This is a genomic window from Gordonia sp. VNK21 (assembly GCF_046098115.1).
In the GTDB taxonomy this organism is placed as follows: Bacteria; Actinomycetota; Actinomycetes; order Mycobacteriales; family Mycobacteriaceae; genus Gordonia.
The window spans coordinates 4,783-22,698 of sequence record NZ_JBJURU010000008.1; the positions used below are offsets into that span (position 1 = coordinate 4,783).

General features: G+C 69.8%; 16 protein-coding genes. 15 read left to right on the plus strand and 1 reads right to left on the minus strand.

Annotation, left to right across the window (positions count from 1 at the left end):
• The 7 genes from ACJMNC_RS09970 to xerD form a co-directional block, all read left to right on the plus strand.
• Positions 1–691: NAD kinase (locus tag ACJMNC_RS09970; RefSeq protein WP_408947799.1), on the plus strand; the 691-nt coding region annotated here is incomplete at its 5' end.
• Between the two features lie 5 nt (positions 692–696).
• Positions 697–2,445 carry a DNA repair protein RecN gene (gene recN / locus ACJMNC_RS09975; RefSeq protein ID WP_408947800.1) on the plus strand — a complete coding sequence of 583 codons (1,749 nt, stop codon included), beginning with the start codon at positions 697–699 and terminating at the stop codon, positions 2,443–2,445.
• Positions 2,446–2,564: 119 nt separating this feature from the next.
• A complete protein-coding gene (gene steA, locus ACJMNC_RS09980) occupies positions 2,565–3,755 on the plus strand; it encodes a putative cytokinetic ring protein SteA (protein WP_408947801.1) in 1,191 nt (396 codons plus the stop codon).
• Positions 3,752–4,678: a copper transporter gene (locus ACJMNC_RS09985; protein WP_408947802.1), complete on the plus strand. Its 927-nt coding sequence runs from the start codon at positions 3,752–3,754 to the stop codon at positions 4,676–4,678. Before steA ends, ACJMNC_RS09985 begins: the two co-directional genes overlap by 4 nt.
• Before the next feature lie 96 nt (positions 4,679–4,774).
• On the plus strand, positions 4,775–6,553 hold the full coding sequence (locus ACJMNC_RS09990) for a CTP synthase (RefSeq protein WP_408947803.1): 1,779 nt from the start codon (positions 4,775–4,777) through the stop codon (positions 6,551–6,553).
• Positions 6,550–7,194 (plus strand): NUDIX domain-containing protein, encoded by a 645-nt coding sequence (locus tag ACJMNC_RS09995; protein ID WP_408947804.1) that lies wholly within the window; start codon positions 6,550–6,552, stop codon positions 7,192–7,194. The genes ACJMNC_RS09990 and ACJMNC_RS09995 overlap by 4 nt, the downstream gene beginning before the upstream one ends.
• A gap of 9 nt (positions 7,195–7,203) precedes the next feature.
• Positions 7,204–8,130, plus strand: coding sequence for a site-specific tyrosine recombinase XerD (gene xerD / locus ACJMNC_RS10000; protein ID WP_408947805.1), 927 nt, complete (start codon positions 7,204–7,206; stop codon positions 8,128–8,130).
• A 16-nt stretch (positions 8,131–8,146) separates the two neighbouring features.
• Here xerD and ACJMNC_RS10005 read toward each other — a convergent pair whose 3' ends face one another.
• Entirely contained in the window at positions 8,147–9,082 is a 936-nt protein-coding gene (locus tag ACJMNC_RS10005) for an alpha/beta fold hydrolase (protein ID WP_408947806.1), read from the minus strand.
• Between the two features lie 74 nt (positions 9,083–9,156).
• Here ACJMNC_RS10005 and ACJMNC_RS10010 point away from each other — a divergent pair, with 74 nt between their 5' ends.
• The 8 genes from ACJMNC_RS10010 (at position 9,157) to der (ending at position 17,866) form a co-directional block, all read left to right on the plus strand.
• Entirely contained in the window at positions 9,157–10,074 is a 918-nt protein-coding gene (locus ACJMNC_RS10010) for an NAD(P)-dependent oxidoreductase (RefSeq protein ID WP_408947807.1), read from the plus strand.
• A gap of 287 nt (positions 10,075–10,361) precedes the next feature.
• Complete coding sequence (locus ACJMNC_RS10015; protein WP_408947808.1) at positions 10,362–12,092, plus strand: DUF222 domain-containing protein; 1,731 nt, start codon at positions 10,362–10,364, stop codon at positions 12,090–12,092.
• 89 nt (positions 12,093–12,181) lie between these two features.
• The gene (locus ACJMNC_RS10020) at positions 12,182–13,120 is read left to right on the plus strand and encodes a ParA family protein (RefSeq protein ID WP_408947809.1); all 939 of its coding nucleotides are present in this window, start codon (positions 12,182–12,184) and stop codon (positions 13,118–13,120) included.
• Entirely contained in the window at positions 13,113–13,946 is an 834-nt protein-coding gene (locus tag ACJMNC_RS10025; protein WP_408947810.1) for a segregation and condensation protein A, read from the plus strand. Before ACJMNC_RS10020 ends, ACJMNC_RS10025 begins: the two co-directional genes overlap by 8 nt.
• Positions 13,943–14,665 (plus strand): SMC-Scp complex subunit ScpB, encoded by a 723-nt coding sequence (gene scpB / locus ACJMNC_RS10030; protein ID WP_408947811.1) that lies wholly within the window; start codon positions 13,943–13,945, stop codon positions 14,663–14,665. Before ACJMNC_RS10025 ends, scpB begins: the two co-directional genes overlap by 4 nt.
• Positions 14,666–14,701: 36 nt before the next feature.
• On the plus strand, positions 14,702–15,721 hold the full coding sequence (locus ACJMNC_RS10035) for a pseudouridine synthase (protein ID WP_408947812.1): 1,020 nt from the start codon (positions 14,702–14,704) through the stop codon (positions 15,719–15,721).
• Complete coding sequence (gene cmk, locus ACJMNC_RS10040) at positions 15,718–16,422, plus strand: (d)CMP kinase (protein WP_408947813.1); 705 nt, start codon at positions 15,718–15,720, stop codon at positions 16,420–16,422. The genes ACJMNC_RS10035 and cmk overlap by 4 nt, the downstream gene beginning before the upstream one ends.
• On the plus strand, positions 16,415–17,866 hold the full coding sequence (gene der / locus ACJMNC_RS10045; protein ID WP_408947814.1) for a ribosome biogenesis GTPase Der: 1,452 nt from the start codon (positions 16,415–16,417) through the stop codon (positions 17,864–17,866). Before cmk ends, der begins: the two co-directional genes overlap by 8 nt.
• The last annotated feature ends 50 nt before the right edge of the window (positions 17,867–17,916 follow it).

Here is a 17,916-nt window from a genome sequence, read left to right on the forward strand (position 1 = left end):
AGTCGGCCAGGTAGTGGAGCAGCTACTGCACGCGGAGCCGGAGCCGGTCCTTGGGCTACACGGGCTCCAACTACGGGTCGTCGCCGTCGGCGCGGCCTATCCGGCCGAGGCGCACGTCATCGACGAGGTGATGGACCGGCTGATCAGCGGCGACTACCGCGTCGACGACCGGATGGTGCTCGAGATCGAGGTGCGCGACGAGGCACACGGCCCCGTGCTCGGAAGCACCTGGGCGCTCAACGAGGTGGCGGTCCAGAACCGCTCGCACAACGGGGTGCTCGAACTGATCACCGAGGTCGACGGACGGCCGGTGTCGGCCTTCGGCGCCGACGGCCTGCTGATCGCCACCCCCACCGGTTCCACCGCCTACGCCTTCTCGGCGGGTGGGCCGGTGATGTGGCCCGACCTGGAGGCGATCCTGGTCGTGCCGAGCAATGCGCACGCCCTGTTCGCCCGGCCGATGGTGACCAGCCCCCGGTCCCAGATCGCCGTCGAAGTCGATGCGCGTGGACGGTCCGCCGTCGCCGTCTGCGACGGCCGGCGGATGCTCGACGTGCCGGCCGGCGCCCGGGTGGAGACCCGGCGCGCCCAGAACGCGCTGCGCTGGGTGCGGGTGGGATCGGAACCGTTCGCGGACCGGCTGGTGACCAAGTTCTCGCTGCCGGTGACCGGCTGGCGCGGAAGGAGCTGAGCAGCGTGCTCGAAGAACTGTCGATCCGCGGGCTCGGCGTCGTCGAGTCCGCCGCGGCCGAGTTCTCCCCGGGCTTCACCGTCCTGACCGGCGAGACCGGTGCGGGCAAGACCATGATCGTGACCAGCCTCCGGTTGCTCTCCGGTGCCCGCGCCGACGCGGGCCGCGTCCGGAGCGGCGACGAGAAGGCCGTGGTACAGGGCCGCTTCCGGCTGCCACCGGCGGCCCAGCGACCACCGGCCGTCGACGACGTGCTCGAATCCACCGGAGCCGAACTCGACGACGACGACACCGTGATCGCTGCGCGGACAGTCGGCGCCGACGGCCGCTCCCGCGCCCACCTGGGCGGCCGGTCGGTGCCGGTCGGGGTACTCGGTCAGCTCACCGGTGAGATCCTCGCCGTGCACGGCCAGAACGACCAGCTGCGACTCATCCGCGGCGACCAGCAGCGTGCGGCGCTCGACCGCTTCGCCGGGAAGGCGACGGCGGCACTGCTCGAGCGCTACCGGGCCGCACGCCGGGACCTGCTGACCACCCTCGACGAACTGGACCGGCGGCGGGCCGACTCACGTGAGCTGGCGCAGGAGGCCGACCGGCTGCGCTTCGGGATCGAGGAGATCGAGGCGGTCGCGCCCGAGCCGGGAGAGGACACGGACCTGGTGGCCACCATCCGCCGGCTCACCGACCTCGAGGATCTGCGTTCGGCGGCCGATGGCGCCCATCAGGCGATCACCCACGACGAGGCGGGCGTGCTGACCGGGCTCGGCGTGGTGCGCAGTCAGCTCGAGGCGGCCGACGACGACGCGCTGCGCGCGTTGCTGCCGCGCGTGGCCGAGGCGCTGGCGGTGGTCGGGGATCTCAGCGATGAGCTCTCCGGATACCTGTCCTCACTGCCCACCGACGCCGACGATCTGGACCGTCTGCTCAGCCGGCAGGCAGAACTGAAGGTGCTCACCCGCAAGTACGCCGCCGACATCGACGGCGTCCTCGACTGGCACCGCCGGGCCCAGCAGCGGCTCGCCCAGATCGAGGATCCGGGCGCGTCCATCGAGCAACTCGAGCAGACCGCCGCAGAGCAGCGCGAGACGGTCGCGCAGCTGGCCGCCGACCTGCACAAGCGCCGCAGCACGGCCGCCGCGAAGCTGGCAGGCAAAGTGTCTGCGGAGCTCGCCGGTCTGGCGATGGGCGGCAGCGAACTGGCGGTGAGCGTGCACCTGACCGCGCCGGACGACGAGCGCCTGCGCATCGTCGTCGACGGCACCGCTGCCCAGGCCGGGCCCGACGGCGCCGACCGGGTGGAGTTCGGCTTGGTGGCCCATCGCGGTGCGGCGCCGCTGCCGATCGCCAGATCGGCCTCCGGCGGTGAACTGTCCCGGGTCATGCTCGCCCTGGAAGTGGTGCTGGCCGAGCCGGATTCGGGTGGGGTCATGGTCTTCGACGAGGTCGACGCCGGGGTCGGCGGCGGTGCGGCCGTCCAGATCGGCGCGCGCCTGGCGAAGCTCGCACGCAACCGCCAAGTCATCGTCGTCACCCATCTCCCGCAGGTGGCGGCCTTCGCGGACCAGCATCTGGTGGTGGGCAAGAGCGGCGGCGGCAGCCGTGGCCGGCAGACCTCCACCCTCACCTCGCTGGACCGGGACGAGCGGATCGCCGAGTTGGCACGGATGCTGGCCGGCCTCGGCGATTCGGATACCGGCCGTGCGCACGCGGAAGAACTGCTGCAGACGGCCGAGGAGGCACGCGCAGCTCAATAGCGCGGTGACACGTGAGGTGCCTGAGTAGTTAGATACTTGTGATTCTCGTGTGACAAAAGTTGCACTTGTTACGGCGCGCCTCCGTGATGTATGCGGTGCAGGTGATCAGGATGGGACGCATGAGGATGCCAGCTCTGCTCTCACGGACCACCACCGAACTGCCCGGTGTCATCGGGATCGCCCGGATCGACAAGAAGACCAAACGGCTCGTCGACCGGGTCGGCCCGGGTGACGTCGTCATCCTCGACGAGGTGGATCTGGAACGCATCACCGCCGACCAGCTGGTGGCCGCGGAGGTGGCGGCCGTGGTGAACGCCTCGCCGTCGATCACCGGCCGGTACCCGAACCTGGGGCCGGAAGTGCTGGCGGCCAACCGGATCCCGCTGCTCGACGCGGTGGGCACGGAGGTCTTCGCCCGGGTCAAGGAGGGCAGCAAGGTCCGGCTGCACGACGACCGGCTCTACATCGGCGACCGGGTGGTGGCCCGCGGCACCGAACTGGGCGAGACCGAGGTGGCCGAGCGCATGCTCGACGCCAAGACCGGGCTCGTCGACCATCTGGAGGCGTTCTCCGGCAACACCATCGAGTTCATCCGCAGCGAATCGCCGCTGCTGATCGACGGGGTCGGCATCCCCGAACTGCACACCACGCTCGAAGGACGCCACGTGGTGGTGGTCGGCGACGGACCCGACCGGACCGTCGACCTGAAGAACCTCAAACCGTTCATCAAGGAGTATCAGCCGATCATGATCGGCGTCGGCTCGGGAGCGGACACGCTGATGAAGGCCGGCTACCGTCCGTCGGTGATCGTCGGCGACCCCGAAGACATCAAGACCGGCACCCTCAAGTGCGGCGCGGAGCTGGTTCTGCCGGCCGATCCGGACGGCCACGCCTCGGGTCTCGAGCGGATCCAGGACCTGGGGGTCGGGGCGGTCACCTTCCCGGCCGCCGGCAGCGCCGGCGACCTGGCGCTGCTGCTGGCCGACCACCACGGTGCCGACCTCATCGTCGCCGTGGGTCTGGGCGGGGGCATCAACGACTTCTTCGACCGCAGCCTCCGCGAGCAGATCCCGTCGACCTTCCTCACCCGGCTCAAGGTGGGGCAGAAGCTGGTCGACGCCAAAGCCGTCTCCACGCTGTACCAGAGCCGCGTCAGCGGGGTGGCGATCGCCATGCTGGTGCTCGCGGCCCTCATCGTGGTGATCGCCGCGCTGGCGATGAGCAGCACCGGCGCGGACATCGGCGACTGGATCGTCGATCGCTGGGGCGACTTCACCGACTGGGTCAGCGGACTGCGGAACAGTCAATGATCTCCATGCGTCAGCACGCGATCTCGCTGATCGCGGTCTTCCTGGCCCTGGCGGTGGGTCTGTTCCTGGGCTCCGGCTTCATCGGCGACCAGCTGAACTCGCTCACCGGGACCGACCGGAACAAGCTGAGCAAGCTGCAGGACGAACGTGACGACCTGAGTCGTCGGGTCAACCAGGACGGCGCCTTCATCGGCGCCGTCAGCCCGCGGCTGGTCGACGGCCTGCTGAAAGGCAAGTCCGTGCTGGTGGTGACCGCACCCGACGCCGGTGAGGCCGACGTGCAGGAGCTCAAAGGCCTGCTCAACGATGCCGGCGCCGGATACTCGGGGCAGATCGCCCTGACCGACACCCTGGTGAAGGACGGCGACGCGGCCAAGCTGAGCTCGATCATCGACCAGACCATCCCGACCGGGCAGCAGCTGCGGGTCGAGTACACCGACTCCGGTTCCCGGCTCGGAGACCTGCTGGGTACGGCGCTGCTCACCCGGGAGGGCCAGAAGGCCGCGGGTGCGGCGGACCGGTCGACGGTCCTGCAGTCGCTGCGGACCGGCGGTTTCATCGACTACGCCGATCGCACCGTCGAGCCGGCGGATCTGCTGCTGGTGGTGACCGGAGGATCCCTGGGCGACGACGCCGGGGCCCAGGGCATGCTGGTGGGCCGCCTCGCGGTGGCGATGGCCACGCACGCCCGGGGTGGAGTACTGGCCGGGCGCGACGGCTCCGCGCAGGGCGGTGCCGCGATCGCCGCGGTCCGCGGCGACACCGCACTGGGCAATGCGCTCTCGACGGTCGACGACGTGCAGGACCAGATCGGCCGGACGACGGTGGTGCTGGCCCTCGACGAGGAGGCCAACGGCCGATCGGGGGCCTACGGCACCGGACCGGGTGCGACGGCGATCACGGTGGGTGCCGAACAGAAGTGAGACGCACTGCGGCGCGCCCTGACGGGTCCGTCGTTCCCGCAGCGTTGCTGATAAGCTGAAGTCCCGTAGGTATTCATCCCGACGGGAGAAATTCTTTTGCGAACACTGCGTCACGGGCAGCCGGAGATCAAGCACATCTTCGTCACCGGAGGTGTTGCGTCGTCGCTCGGCAAGGGTCTGACCGCCTCCAGCCTCGGTCAGCTTCTCACGGCCCGCGGACTGCGCGTGACCATGCAGAAGGTCGACCCGTATCTGAACGTCGACCCGGGCACCATGAACCCCTTCCAGCACGGAGAGGTCTTCGTCACCGAGGACGGTGCCGAAACCGACCTGGACATCGGCCACTACGAACGCTTCCTGGACCGCAACCTGTCCGGTTCGGCGAATGTGACCACCGGTCAGGTGTACTCGACGGTCATCGCCAAGGAGCGCCGCGGCGAATACCTCGGCGACACCGTCCAGGTGATCCCGCACATCACCGACGAGCTCAAGAGCCGGATGCTCGCGATGCACGAGCCGGATTCGAGCGGTGAGGTGCCCGATGTGGTGATCACCGAGATCGGCGGGACCGTCGGCGACATCGAGTCACAGCCGTTCATCGAGGCGGCCCGGCAGATCCGGCACGAGGTGGGCCGGGAGAACGTCTTCTTCCTGCACGTCTCGCTGGTGCCCTACCTGGCGCCGTCCGGTGAGCTCAAGACCAAGCCCACCCAGCATTCGGTGGCGGCGCTGCGCAGTGTCGGCATCCAGCCCGACGCGCTGATCCTGCGCTGCGACCGGCCGGTGCCGGACTCGCTGAAGAAGAAGATCGCGCTGATGTGCGACGTCGACATCGACGGCGTGATCTCCACTCCGGACGCGCCGTCGATCTACGACATCCCCAAGGTGCTCCACTCCGAGCAGCTCGACGCCTACGTGGTCCGCCAGCTCGGGCTTCCGTTCCGGGATGTGGACTGGACGGTGTGGGGCGATCTGCTCGAGCGGGTGCATTCGCCGCGTGAGACGGTCACGGTGGCGATCGTCGGCAAGTACATCGACCTGCCCGACGCCTACCTGTCGGTGACCGAGGCGGTCCGCGCCGGCGGCTTCGCGCACTATGCGCGCACCGAGATCGTCTGGGTGCCCTCCGACGACTGCGAGTCGCCGGCGGGCGCGCACGCCGCCCTGCGCGACGCGGACGCGATCCTCATCCCCGGGGGCTTCGGCATCCGCGGCATCGAAGGCAAGCTCGGCGCCGTGAAGTACGCGCGGGAGAACGGGATCCCGCTGCTGGGCCTGTGCCTGGGTCTGCAGTGCGTGGTCATCGAGGCGGCCCGCTCGGTGGGCCTGGCCGAGGCATCGTCTACCGAATTCGATCCGGACACCACCGCGCCGGTGATCGCCACCATGGCCGATCAGGAGGCCGCCGTGGCCGGCGACGCCGACCTGGGCGGCACCATGCGCCTGGGTGCCTCCCCGGCCACGCTCATCCCGGGCAGCCAGGTGGCGCGCGCATACGGTGCCACCGAGATCTCCGAGCGCCATCGGCACCGATTCGAGGTGAACAACGCCTACCGCGAGACCATCTCCGGCTCCGGTCTGGTGTTCTCCGGCACGTCGCCCGACGGCACGCTCGTCGAGTTCGTCGAGTACCCGCGCGAGCAGCACCCGTTCCTGGTGGCCACCCAGGCGCATCCGGAGCTCAAGAGCCGTCCCACCCGCCCGCACCCGCTGTTCTCGGCGTTCATCGAGGCCGCGGTGAAATACAAGGCCTCGCAGCGGCTTCCGGTGGAGCTCGACGGCTACGACGCGACCGCTCTGGACGACGGCGCCGTCGACGATGCCGCCTTCGCCGAGACGCCGGCGACCGATCGTCCGGCGGCTGCACCGGAGTGAGCGGACCGGGATCGCACGCGTTCACCGTCACCGGATCGGAGACGGTGTACGACGGGGCGATCGTCGCGCTGCGACGCGATCAGGTGACCATGCCCGGTGGCCGCACCGCCGAACGCGAAGTGGTCGAACACCTCAGTGCGGTCGTCGTTCTCGCTCGCGATGCGCAGGGCCGGATCGCGGTGATCAACCAGTACCGGCATCCGGTGGGGCGCCGGCTGCTGGAACTGCCCGCCGGCCTGCTCGACGGCGGGCCCGGCGAGTCGCCGCTGGCCGGGGCGCAGCGGGAACTGGCCGAGGAGGCCGGGCTGGCGGCGCGCCGCTGGCACACCCTGGCAGACCTGCTGTCCTCACCCGGATTCACCGACGAGGCGCTGCGGGTGTACCTGGCCGAAGACCTCACCGAGGTGCCGCGCAGCGAAGTGGCCGACGAGGAGGCCGATCTCACGATCGACTGGCTCGATCCGGCCGACGCCGTGGCGGCGGTGCTGGCGGGGGAGATCGTCAATGCCAGTGCGGCGGCGGGCATTCTGGCCCTGTACGCCGCCGAGCAGTCCGGGGCGCCGTTGCGATCGGCCGATGCGCCGTGGCGCGACCGGTCCACCCGGTTCGCGGCCCGCCGCGAGTCCGGCGAGCACCCGTAGGAGATCAGCGTGCCGGAACAGGACGTCGCCGAGGTGGTGCAGCGCTATCTGGACCATCTGGTGGTCGAGCGGGGCGCGGCTGCCAACACGGTCTCGTCCTACCGGCGGGATCTGGAACGCTACCGCGACTTCCTCGCCGGCCGGCGGCTGGCCGCGCTGCGGGACGTCGACGAGGCGGCGGTGCGCGACTTCCTGGTGCAGCTGCGCAAGGGCGATCCGGATGCCGGGCAGCCGGCGCTGGCCGATTCGTCCGTGGCCCGGACTCTGGTGGCGGTCCGTGGACTGCACAAGTTCGCTGCGGCGGAGGGGCTCGTCGATACCGATGTGGCCCACGCTGTCCGGCCTCCGAAACCGGCGCGGCGGCTGCCCAAGGCGCTCCCGGTGGACGAGGTGCTGGCCATTCTGGAGGCGGCCGGTGCGGCCGATCATCCACGCGCACTGCGTGATCGGGCTCTGCTCGAGCTGCTGTACAGCTGCGGGGCCCGGATCTCCGAGGTGACCGGGCTCGACGTCGACGACCTGGACCTGGAGGACCGGTCGGTGGTGCTGCGGGGTAAGGGCGGCAAGGACCGGATCGTGCCGATCGGCCGGCCGGCGGTCGCGGCCGTCGACGCCTATCTGGTGCGCGGTCGTCCGTCGCTCGCCAAGAAGGGCGGTCCGGCGCTGTTCCTCAATGCGCGCGGCGGCCGGCTGTCGCGGCAGAGCGCCTGGCAGGTGCTCGTCGACGCGGCCGAGCGGGCAGGGATCGACAAGGACGTCTCACCGCACACACTGCGGCACAGTTTCGCCACCCATCTGCTCGACGGCGGCGCCGATGTGCGTGTGGTGCAGGAACTGCTCGGGCATTCCTCGGTGACCACCACGCAGGTGTACACGCTGGTGACCGTCAACACCATGCGCGAGGTGTACGCGACGGCGCATCCGCGCGCCCGGTAGCGGAATCGACGGCTGCTCAGCCGATCTGCGCGTTCACGAAGTCGATCAGCTCGTGCTCGACGGCGGCGCGCGTCGGCGGCTCGTTGTGGATCTCGTGGCGCACACCGGGATAGACCACGGTGCGGACGTCGCGATTACCGCTCGACCACAGGGCGTTGGCCACGTGGAAGGCGCCCTCGCCGTAGTTGGCCACGGGGTCCTGGGCGCCGGCCAGGATCAGCACCGGCAGATCGGTGCGCACCCGCTCGGCCCAGCCGTCGTTGACCGCGTCGTAGAGGTCCACGAAGTCGCCGACGAAGCGGACCGTCATCGGATCGGCGAGCGCGTTGAGCGGATCGGAGGCGTGATCGGCCACCACTGCCGGTTCCCGGGCGATCCATTCGTTGCCGTTGACGGCGTCCGGGAAGCGCTCGATCATGCCGGTGAACATCGCGCCCATGAACTCCGCACCGGGCTCCTCACCGCGGCCCTGCGCGAGTGCGGCGGCCAGTGCCGGCCGGTCGAGGTGCCGGTCGATACCGACGATCTGGGCGGCGACCCCGCAGAGGGCGAGGGCGGTCAGATCGTCGCCGTGGTGCTCGGCGTAGCTGCGGGCGATCATCGAGCCCCAGCTGTGGCCGAAGACGATGTGGGGGAGTCCGGGGAAGGCATCGACGGTCAGATCGTGCAGGGTGCGTTCGTCGTCGACCACCGCGCGGGCGCCGTTCTCACCGGTGTCCATCCAGACCCCGGAGGCCACCGCGGTGGCGCCGTGACCGGCGTGGTCGTCGGCGGCGACCACGAAGCCGGCGTCGAGCAGGGCCGAGATCATGTGCAGATAGCGACGGGAGTGTTCGCCGAGGCCGTGCACGATCTGGACGATCGCCCGGGGCTGCGTGGCGGGGCTGTAGATCCAGCCGTGGACGGTGTCCCGCCCGTTCGCCGAGGCGAAGGTGATCTCGCGCAGTGCCATGACGAATCCTTCCGGAGAGCGGTATCGACCCGATGGTAGGCGCAGACCCCGGCTGTGCGAGGCATCATGGAGGCATGACCGATGCCCTGCTGACCGTCGCCGTCGAACCCGTAGCCGACCCGGAGGCGGTGGCCGCGGTGGAGGCCTCCGGAGGGGTGGTCACCCACCTTGCCCGGGCCCGGGTGCTCGTGTGGCTGGGGACGCCGGGGGAGTTCCCCGCATTGCCGGACACGGTGGAGTACGTCGCGCTCAAGACCGCCGGGATCGAGGGTTTCACCGCTGCGGGGGTGATCGACGATCGGCGACTGTGGACCAATGCGTCGGGCTTCTACGCCGAAGGGGTGGCCGAGCATGCGCTGGGGCTGCTGCTGGCCGGACTGCGGCAGATCGCAGCGTCCGTCCGCGCCGGGCGCTGGGCCGCAGAGCTGGATCCACGGGTGACGACGCTGCGCGGTTCGACGGTGGCGATCGTCGGGGCCGGCGGCATCGGGCGCGCGCTGGTTCCGCGGCTGAAGGCATGCGGCGCACGGGTTCTCGCGGTGAACCACTCGGGCCGCGAGGTTCCCGGCGCCGATCAGGTGCTGACACACGACCGGCTCGACGAGGTGTGGGCGGCGACCGACCACGTGGTGCTGGCCGCACCGGTGACCGCGCAGACCCGGCATCTGGTGAACGCTCGGGTGCTCACCGCACTGCCGAGGCATTGCTGGATCGTCAACGTCGGTCGTGGCCCGCTGATCGATCAGGCCGCGCTGGTGGACGCGGTGGAGGCCGGTGAGATCGCCGGCGCCGCACTCGATGTGACCGATCCCGAGCCGCCCGCCGACGACGACCCGATCTTCTCGTCGGAGCGCATCATCGTCACCCCGCACATCGCGAACCCGTCGAGCGGTCTGACCCGGGAGATGGCACCCTTCCTCACCGAGAACCTGCGCCGCTTCACCGCGGGCGAGGAGCTGATCGCGCGGATTCACGCCGGCCGCGACTACTGACGGGCACTATCGGGACATGGGTTTGACCTGCAGGAACACCGACAAAACAATCATTTGAGATTTCTTCAATCGAACACTTGTGCGAACTTATATCGCGGCGTAGATTGGAACTAGAGAGCGAACATCATGGTGTTCGTCTGGCGCTGTCGGGGGAGGTGTCGATCGTGGGTTCGGGTCCGGTTGACGGTCATGATGTGCGTGGTGGGTGGGAGTGTGCGGATCTGTCGGTGATCGGGTTGGTCGGGGCGTGTGAGGCCGATGGTGAGGTGCAGCAGGCCGCGGATTGGATGACGTACGTGCAGACCGCGACGCGGGGTGAGTCGTTTCTGGCGTGGGCGAAGTATCGGGGTGCGGCGCAGATCTGTGATCTGGTGCAGGCCCGGTTCTACGACGAGTACACCGCCGCGGCCGATCGCGGGGACCTCGACCGTCAGCGGCGTCGTGAACTGGCGGCACGGGTGTGTGACCCGTACTCGTCGACCGCGGCCCGCCTGGCCGTGATGCTGCGCATCTCCCAGCGTGCGGCCGAAACACTGTTGGACGAGGCGCTCGCCGCGAGGGATCGGCTGCCGTTGGTGGCCGGGTTGTTGCGTGCCGGAGTGCTGACGGTCGGGCAGTTCCAGCGTGTGGTGGCACGTACCGCGCTGGTCGACGACCCTGTGGCGATGGCCGCGATCGATCGCCGGTTGGCCGAGGTGCTCGGTGAGGGCGGCCCGGGGACGACCGGCCGGCTCCAGCGGTTGGTGGATCGGGTGTTGATGGTCTGCGATCCCGAGGCGATCCGCCGCCGTGAGGACGCCGCCGCAGCGAAGAAACGGGTGACCTCCCGGCCCCTCGACGGTGGTCTGTCGGCGCTGACGGTGACCGCTTCGGCCGAGGACGTGGCCTTGGCGATGGCCGCACTCGAGGCGTTGATCGCCGGGGTGTGCCCGAACGATCCACGGACCAAGGCCCAGCGCCGGTCGGCGGCGGCCACGGCCCGGCTGCGCGGGGTCGCGTTCACCTGCGAATGCGGTGATCCGGTCACCTGCACCGCAATGCTGGACGATCAGGCGGTGTCGGATCGGCAGGCGCGGATCGTCATCCACGTGATCTGCCGCCGAGAGACCCTCGACGGCGGTGCCGGGCCGGGTGTTCTCGACGGTCACGGCCCGATCTCCGGCCGGCACGTCCGCGACCTCGCCCAACGCCCCGACACCCGCCTCCGGCCCCTGAACCTCGACGACATCACCGAACCCCACCCGGACGACCCAGATAGGGGCCGCTCAGACGGGGACAGCTCAGACGGGGACGGCCCGCACTGGGGTGACGACGCGTTCGACTCCGGTCTCGAACGGCTCCTCGACGCGGCGATCGCGTCCTACCTGCACGCGAACACCGGCGGCGGCCCCGAACAGCGAAGTACACCGCGCCCCGACACCCCGGCACCACGCCGGGGCGATAGCCCACACCCGCAGTCGGTTCGGCTGGCCGCGATGGCCCTGCCCAGCGACCCGTACCGGCTGGCCACGACCGCCGAGGTGGTGATCAGGTTCCTGTGGGGCACCTGCACCGTGCCCGGCTGCGACCGCCCGGCATGGGCGTGCGAACTCGACCACACCACCGAATACGACCAGCTCGACCCGGCCGCGGGCGGACCGACCTGCCTGTGCAACATCGCCCCGAAATGCCGGTTCCACCACGCCCTGAAGACCTTCGCGCACGACTGGATCGACGACCTCTACCCCGACGGTGACACCGGCCACTATTGGACCGAAACCACCACCCCCGAACAGCACTCGGCACCCAAACCCGCCGAGAACCAGTGGCTCTTCCCCGAACTGACCCACCTGCACTGCCGCCACCAGAGCATCGCCACGACCACACCCGAATCCCCACCCCGGTCTCAACCACAGGCCGGTGACAGGCTCAGCCCCACCCGAGCCAAACACGCCTGGCGCCGCCGCGAACGCGCTCGACTCCGTCGCAACCGGCGCCTCGCCGCCGAAAGAAGCGACACCGGCCCACCGCCGTTCTGACGGGTGCGCCTCATAGGGCCGCGCCACCGCCGTGACTACCATTAGGGTGATCACGGGCGCACGGATGCCGTCCGCAGTCGCAGAAGGCGATGACCTCGCCGGGGAGGAGCAACGGACAGGTGAGCGGAACGACGCCCGAAGCCGCCGGTCAGCTGCCTCTCGGTGATGCTCCTGCCGTGCCGGAACTCGGTCCCACCGGCCGCCCGTACCGCGACGTTCCCGATCCGCTGCCGCGTGACAAGCACGGTCCGGCCAAGATCATCGCGGTCTGCAACCAGAAGGGCGGCGTCGGCAAGACCACGTCGACGATCAACCTCGGTGCCGCACTGGCCGAGACCGGTCGCCGGGTACTGCTGGTGGACCTCGATCCGCAGGGGGCGCTCTCGGCCGGCCTGGGTGTGGCCCACCACGAGCTCGAAGAGACCGTCCACAATCTGCTGGTGCCGCCGTATGCGAGCACCGACGACGTGCTGCTGAGCACCCGCGTCGACGGACTGGATCTGCTCCCGTCCAACATCGATCTCTCGGCCGCCGAAATCCAGCTGGTCAGCGAAGTGGGGCGCGAACAGGCGCTGGCCCGCGCACTGCACCCGGTGGCCGACCGCTACGACTACATCCTGATCGACTGCCAGCCGTCGCTCGGCCTGCTCACCGTCAACGCCCTGGCCTGCTCGGACAATGTGCTCATCCCGATGGAATGCGAGTACTTCAGCCTCCGCGGGCTGGCACTGCTCACCGACACCATCGAGAAGGTGCGCGACCGGCTCAATCCGCGTCTGGAACTCGGCGGCATCCTGGTGACCATGTTCGACGCGCGGACCCTGCACTCCCGCGATGTGATGGCACGAGTCGTCGAGGTCTTCGGCGACGCCGTCTTCGACACCGTCATCAGCCGGACGGTGCGCTTCCCGGAGACCTCGGTGGCCGGCGAGCCGATCATCTCCTGGGCCCCCACCTCCAACGGCGCCAAGGCGTACCGGAACCTGGCTCGCGAGGTCATCGCCCACAACGAGCCGCGCGGTGACTGAGCAGACCTCCCCGGAACAGGCTGGGCCTGCGGCGGTGCCCGGCACCTTCGAGGTGAAGCTGACCAACTTCAGCGGCCCCTTCGACCTGCTGCTCAACCTGATCAGTCAGCACCGGCTGGACGTCACCGAAGTGGCCCTGCACGTGGTCACCGACGACTTCATCGCCTACACCAAGGCGCTCGGGGCCGAGGCCGACCTGGAGCAGACCACCGAGTTCCTGGTGATCGCCGCCACCCTGCTCGATCTGAAGGCGGCGCGGCTGCTGCCGTCCGGCGAGGTCACCGACCCCGACGACCTCGAACTGCTCGAGGCCCGCGATCTGCTCTTCGCCCGGCTCCTGCAGTACCGCGCGTACAAGCAGGTCGCCGCCCTCTTCGGTGAACTCGAAGCCGCTGCGCTGCAACGTTATCCGCGTGCGGTCTCGCTCGAAGAGCGCTTCGCCGAGCTGCTGCCCGAAGTGGATCTGGGGGTCGACGCCGGACGCTTCGCCGAGATCGCCGCCGCAGCTATGGCCCCGAAACCGACACCCACCGTCGGCCTCGATCATCTGCATGCGGCGAAGGTGTCGGTGCCCGAACAGGCCAAGCGGCTCTCCCAGCTGCTCACTGCCGCGAAAGGGGAGTGGCTCACCTTCGGTCAGCTGGTCTCCGAATGCGCCAACGGACTCGAGGTGGTGGCCCGCTTCCTGGGGCTGCTCGAGCTGTACCGGGAACGGGCCGTGGCCTTCGAACAGCCCGAGGCGCTCGGCGAACTCAAAGTCGGCTGGACCGGTGACCGCGACGTGCAGGACATTGAGCTCGACAGATCCGAGGAGGAGTACGGATGACCGAGAACGAGACCGGAACACAGTCCGACCGGGAAGCGGCCGAACCGACCCTCGACGAGGCGGGGGCGCTCTACCTGGACGACCGCGAGCTGCGTTCGGCGCTCGAAGCCGTTCTGCTGGTGGTCGATTCGCCGATCTCCACCGAGGAACTCGCCGTGGTCACCGACCAGGACCGGGTACGGGTGCGCGCAATGCTCGACACGATGGCCGCCGATCTGACCGAGGCCGGCAGCGGCATGGACCTGCGCTTCGCTGGCGACGGCTGGCGCTTCTACACCCGCGCCGACTACGCGCCCTACGTCGAACGGCTCCTGCTCGACGGAGCCCGCTCCAAGCTCACCCGCGCCGCTCTCGAGACCCTTGCGGTGATCGCCTACCGGCAGCCGGTCACCCGCGCCCGGGTGAGCGCCATCCGCGGCGTCAACGTGGACGGCGTCATGCGCACCCTGCTCGCGCGCGGCCTGATCAGCGAGGCCGGCGCCGACGAGCAGACGCACGGCACCACGTACGCGACCACCGAACTCTTCCTCGAACGACTCGGCCTCGCCTCACTCGGCGAACTGCCCGATCTGGCGCCGCTGCTGCCCGACGTCGACGTCATCGAGGACCTCGGCGACGAGATCCTCGACGACCCGCGATTCGCCAAACTGAGTGCTCAGACGGCAGAATCGACGGAGGACACTGCGGCCGAAGCTCTGGCCGACGCCGACGAGCAGTGATCCTGCAGTGATGTGAACACAACTTAAGGACATTCCATGGGAACCGCTAGCCGAGACGGCAGACCGGGACACGGAGACGGGCGCAAGCGCTCGTCCAGCAAGAATATGAAGACCGCCGGCGGCAAGGGCCAGAAGCCGGCAGGCAAGGGTCAGAAGACCTCAGGTCAGGGCCGCAATCAGCAAGCATCGACCCGAAAGCCGCACCGCAAGGGTTCGCGGCCGAACGTCGAATCCGGCAAGGTCCGGCTCAACAACGCCAAACCGGCACGGCATCAGGCACCCCGTCACGACCTCGTCGACGGTGACGGCGCCACCTACGTCTCCGACGGCATGCGGCTGCAGAAGGTGCTGGCGGCGGCGGGTGTCGCCTCCCGGCGCGGTGCCGAAGAACTGATCGCGGCCGGCCGCGTGGAGGTCGACGGCCAGATCGTCCTCGAGCAGGGCCTGCGCATCGACCCGAACACGGCGGTCATCAAGGTCGACGGGGCCCGCGTGGTGGTCGACGAGACCAAGCAGTACCTGGCGCTGAACAAGCCGAAGGGCGTCCAGTCGACGATGAGCGACGAGCAGGGCCGCCGCTGTGTCGGCGACCTCGTCGCCGAGCGCGTGATGGCCGGTCAGCGGTTGTTCCATGTGGGTCGGCTCGACGCCGACACCGAGGGGCTGCTGCTGCTCACCAACGACGGGGAACTGGCGCACCGGCTGATGCACCCGTCCTACGAGGTGCCCAAGACCTACCTGGCGACCGTCCGCGGGCAGGTGCCGCGCGGCCTGGGCCGCCGCCTCCGCAGCGGTATCGAACTCGAGGACGGTCCGGTCACGGTCGACGACTTCGCGGTGCTCGAGATCCACGAGGGCCAGACGCTGCTGCGGCTGACCCTGCACGAGGGGCGCAAGCACGTGGTGCGCCGGATGCTCGACGCCGTCGGCTTCCCGGTGCAGCGGCTGGTCCGCACCGACATCGGGGTGGTGGCACTGGGCAACCAGCGTCCGGGCAGCCTGCGGGTGCTCGACAGCAAAGAGGTCGGGGCGCTCTACAAGGCGGTGGGTCTGTGACCGTCGACGATCCCATCCAGACGCCGGTGCGGGTCATCGCCATCGACGGGCCGGCCGGGACCGGGAAGTCGACGGTCTCGGCGCGGCTCGCCGAGCGCGTGGGCGCCCAGATGCTCGACACCGGAGCGATGTACCGGGCCGCCACGCTCGCCGTGCTGCGGGCCGGGGTGGACCCGGAGTCGCCGGAGGCGGCCGAGGTGGTCGACCGGGCCGACATCGCGCTGCGGTTCGCCGACGACGGCCAGCACGTCTACCTCGACGGGCAGGACGTGTCCGGGCCGATCCGCACCGATGAGGTGACCGCGGCCGTCTCGGCGGTGTCCGCGCAGCCGTCGGTGCGCGCCAAGCTGGTGGCGCTGCAGCAGCGGCACGCCGAGGACGCCTTCCTGGTCGCAGAGGGCCGCGACATCGGGACCGTCGTGTTTCCCACCGCGCAGCTCAAGATCTTCCTGACCGCCACACCGGAGGCGCGGGCGCAGCGCAGGCACGCACAGAACCTGGCCGCCGGCCGGCCCAGCGACCTCGCGGAGGTGCTCGAGAGCGTCAACCGGCGCGATCACCTCGACTCCACCCGTGCGGTGTCCCCGCTGCGGGCCGCCGACGACGCGATCCTGGTGGACACCAGCGATCTGACTCTGGAGCAGGTACTGGACCGGCTCACCGAACTGGTGGCGACGACGATCGGAGAACGCCATGTCTGACGAGATGTTCGACGCTGAATTCAGCGACGGTGCCGACCTTGCCGGCGACGGCACCTGGAGTGACGAATCCGACTGGGATCTCAGCGATTTCGTCACCGAAGCCGAAGCCGCCGAGAACGTGAAGCTGCCGGTGGTGGCGATCGTCGGCCGGCCGAACGTGGGCAAATCCACGCTCGTCAACCGCATCCTCGGACGCCGCGAGGCCGTCGTCGAGGACATTCCCGGTGTGACCCGCGACCGGGTGTCCTACCCGGCCATGTGGACTGGCCGGCGCTTCATGGTCACCGACACCGGCGGGTGGGAGCCGGACGCCAAGGGGCTGCAGCAGGCGGTGGCCACCCAGGCCGAGTACGCCATGCGCAGCGCCGATGCGATCGTGGTCGTGGTCGACGCGACCGTCGGCGCCACGGCCACCGACGAGGCGGTGGCCCGGGTGCTGCGCCGCTCCAAGGCGCCGGTCGTCCTGGCGGCGAACAAGGTCGACAGCGAGCGGGCCGAGGCCGACGCCGCGGCCCTGTGGTCGCTGGGTCTGGGGGAGCCGCACACCATCTCCGCCGCGCACGGTCGCGGCACCGGTGATCTGCTCGACGAGATCCTGCGCGTGCTGCCCGAGACCCCGCGCGAGTCGGCGCCCGCCGGCGGTCCGCGCCGGGTGGCGCTGGTCGGCAAGCCGAACGTGGGCAAGAGCTCGCTGCTCAACAAGCTGGCCGGCGAGGAGCGCTCGGTGGTCGACAATGTCGCCGGCACCACCGTCGACCCGGTGGACGAGCTGATCGAACTGGACGGCACGGTGTGGCAGTTCGTCGACACCGCCGGACTGCGGCGCAAGGTGCGCACCGCCACCGGGCACGAGTACTACGCATCGCTGCGCACCCGCGCTGCGCTGGACTCGGCCGAGATCGCGCTGCTGCTCATCGATGCGAGCGAGCCGATCACCGAACAGGACCTGCGGGTGCTGTCGATGATCATCGACAGCGGCCGGGCCCTGGTGATCGTCTTCAACAAGTGGGATCTGGTCGACGAGGACCGGCGCTACGAGCTGGACAAGGAGATCGACCGGGAACTGGCGCGTGTGCCGTGGGCCCGGCGGGTCAACATCTCCGCGCAGACCGGCCGGAGCGTGCAGAAGCTGGTGCCGGCCATGGAGGGCGCCCTCGAATCGTGGGACAAGCGGGTGCCGACCGGCAGGCTCAACACCTGGCTGAAGGACATCATCGCCGCGACGCCGCCGCCGGTGCGCGGCGGGCGTCAGCCCAAGGTGATGTTCGCGACCCAGGCGGCCACCCGGCCGCCGACCTTCGTGCTGTTCACCAACGGCTTCCTCGAGGCCGGCTACCGCCGCTTCCTGGAACGGAAGCTTCGGGAAGCCTTCGGTTTCGACGGCTCACCGGTGCGCGTCAACGTGCGCGTCAAGGACAAGCGCGAGGAGCGTCGCCGCCGCTGACGGGTGCGATTACCAGTCCGCCCCGGACGTCGGCTAAGGTAGTTTTCGCT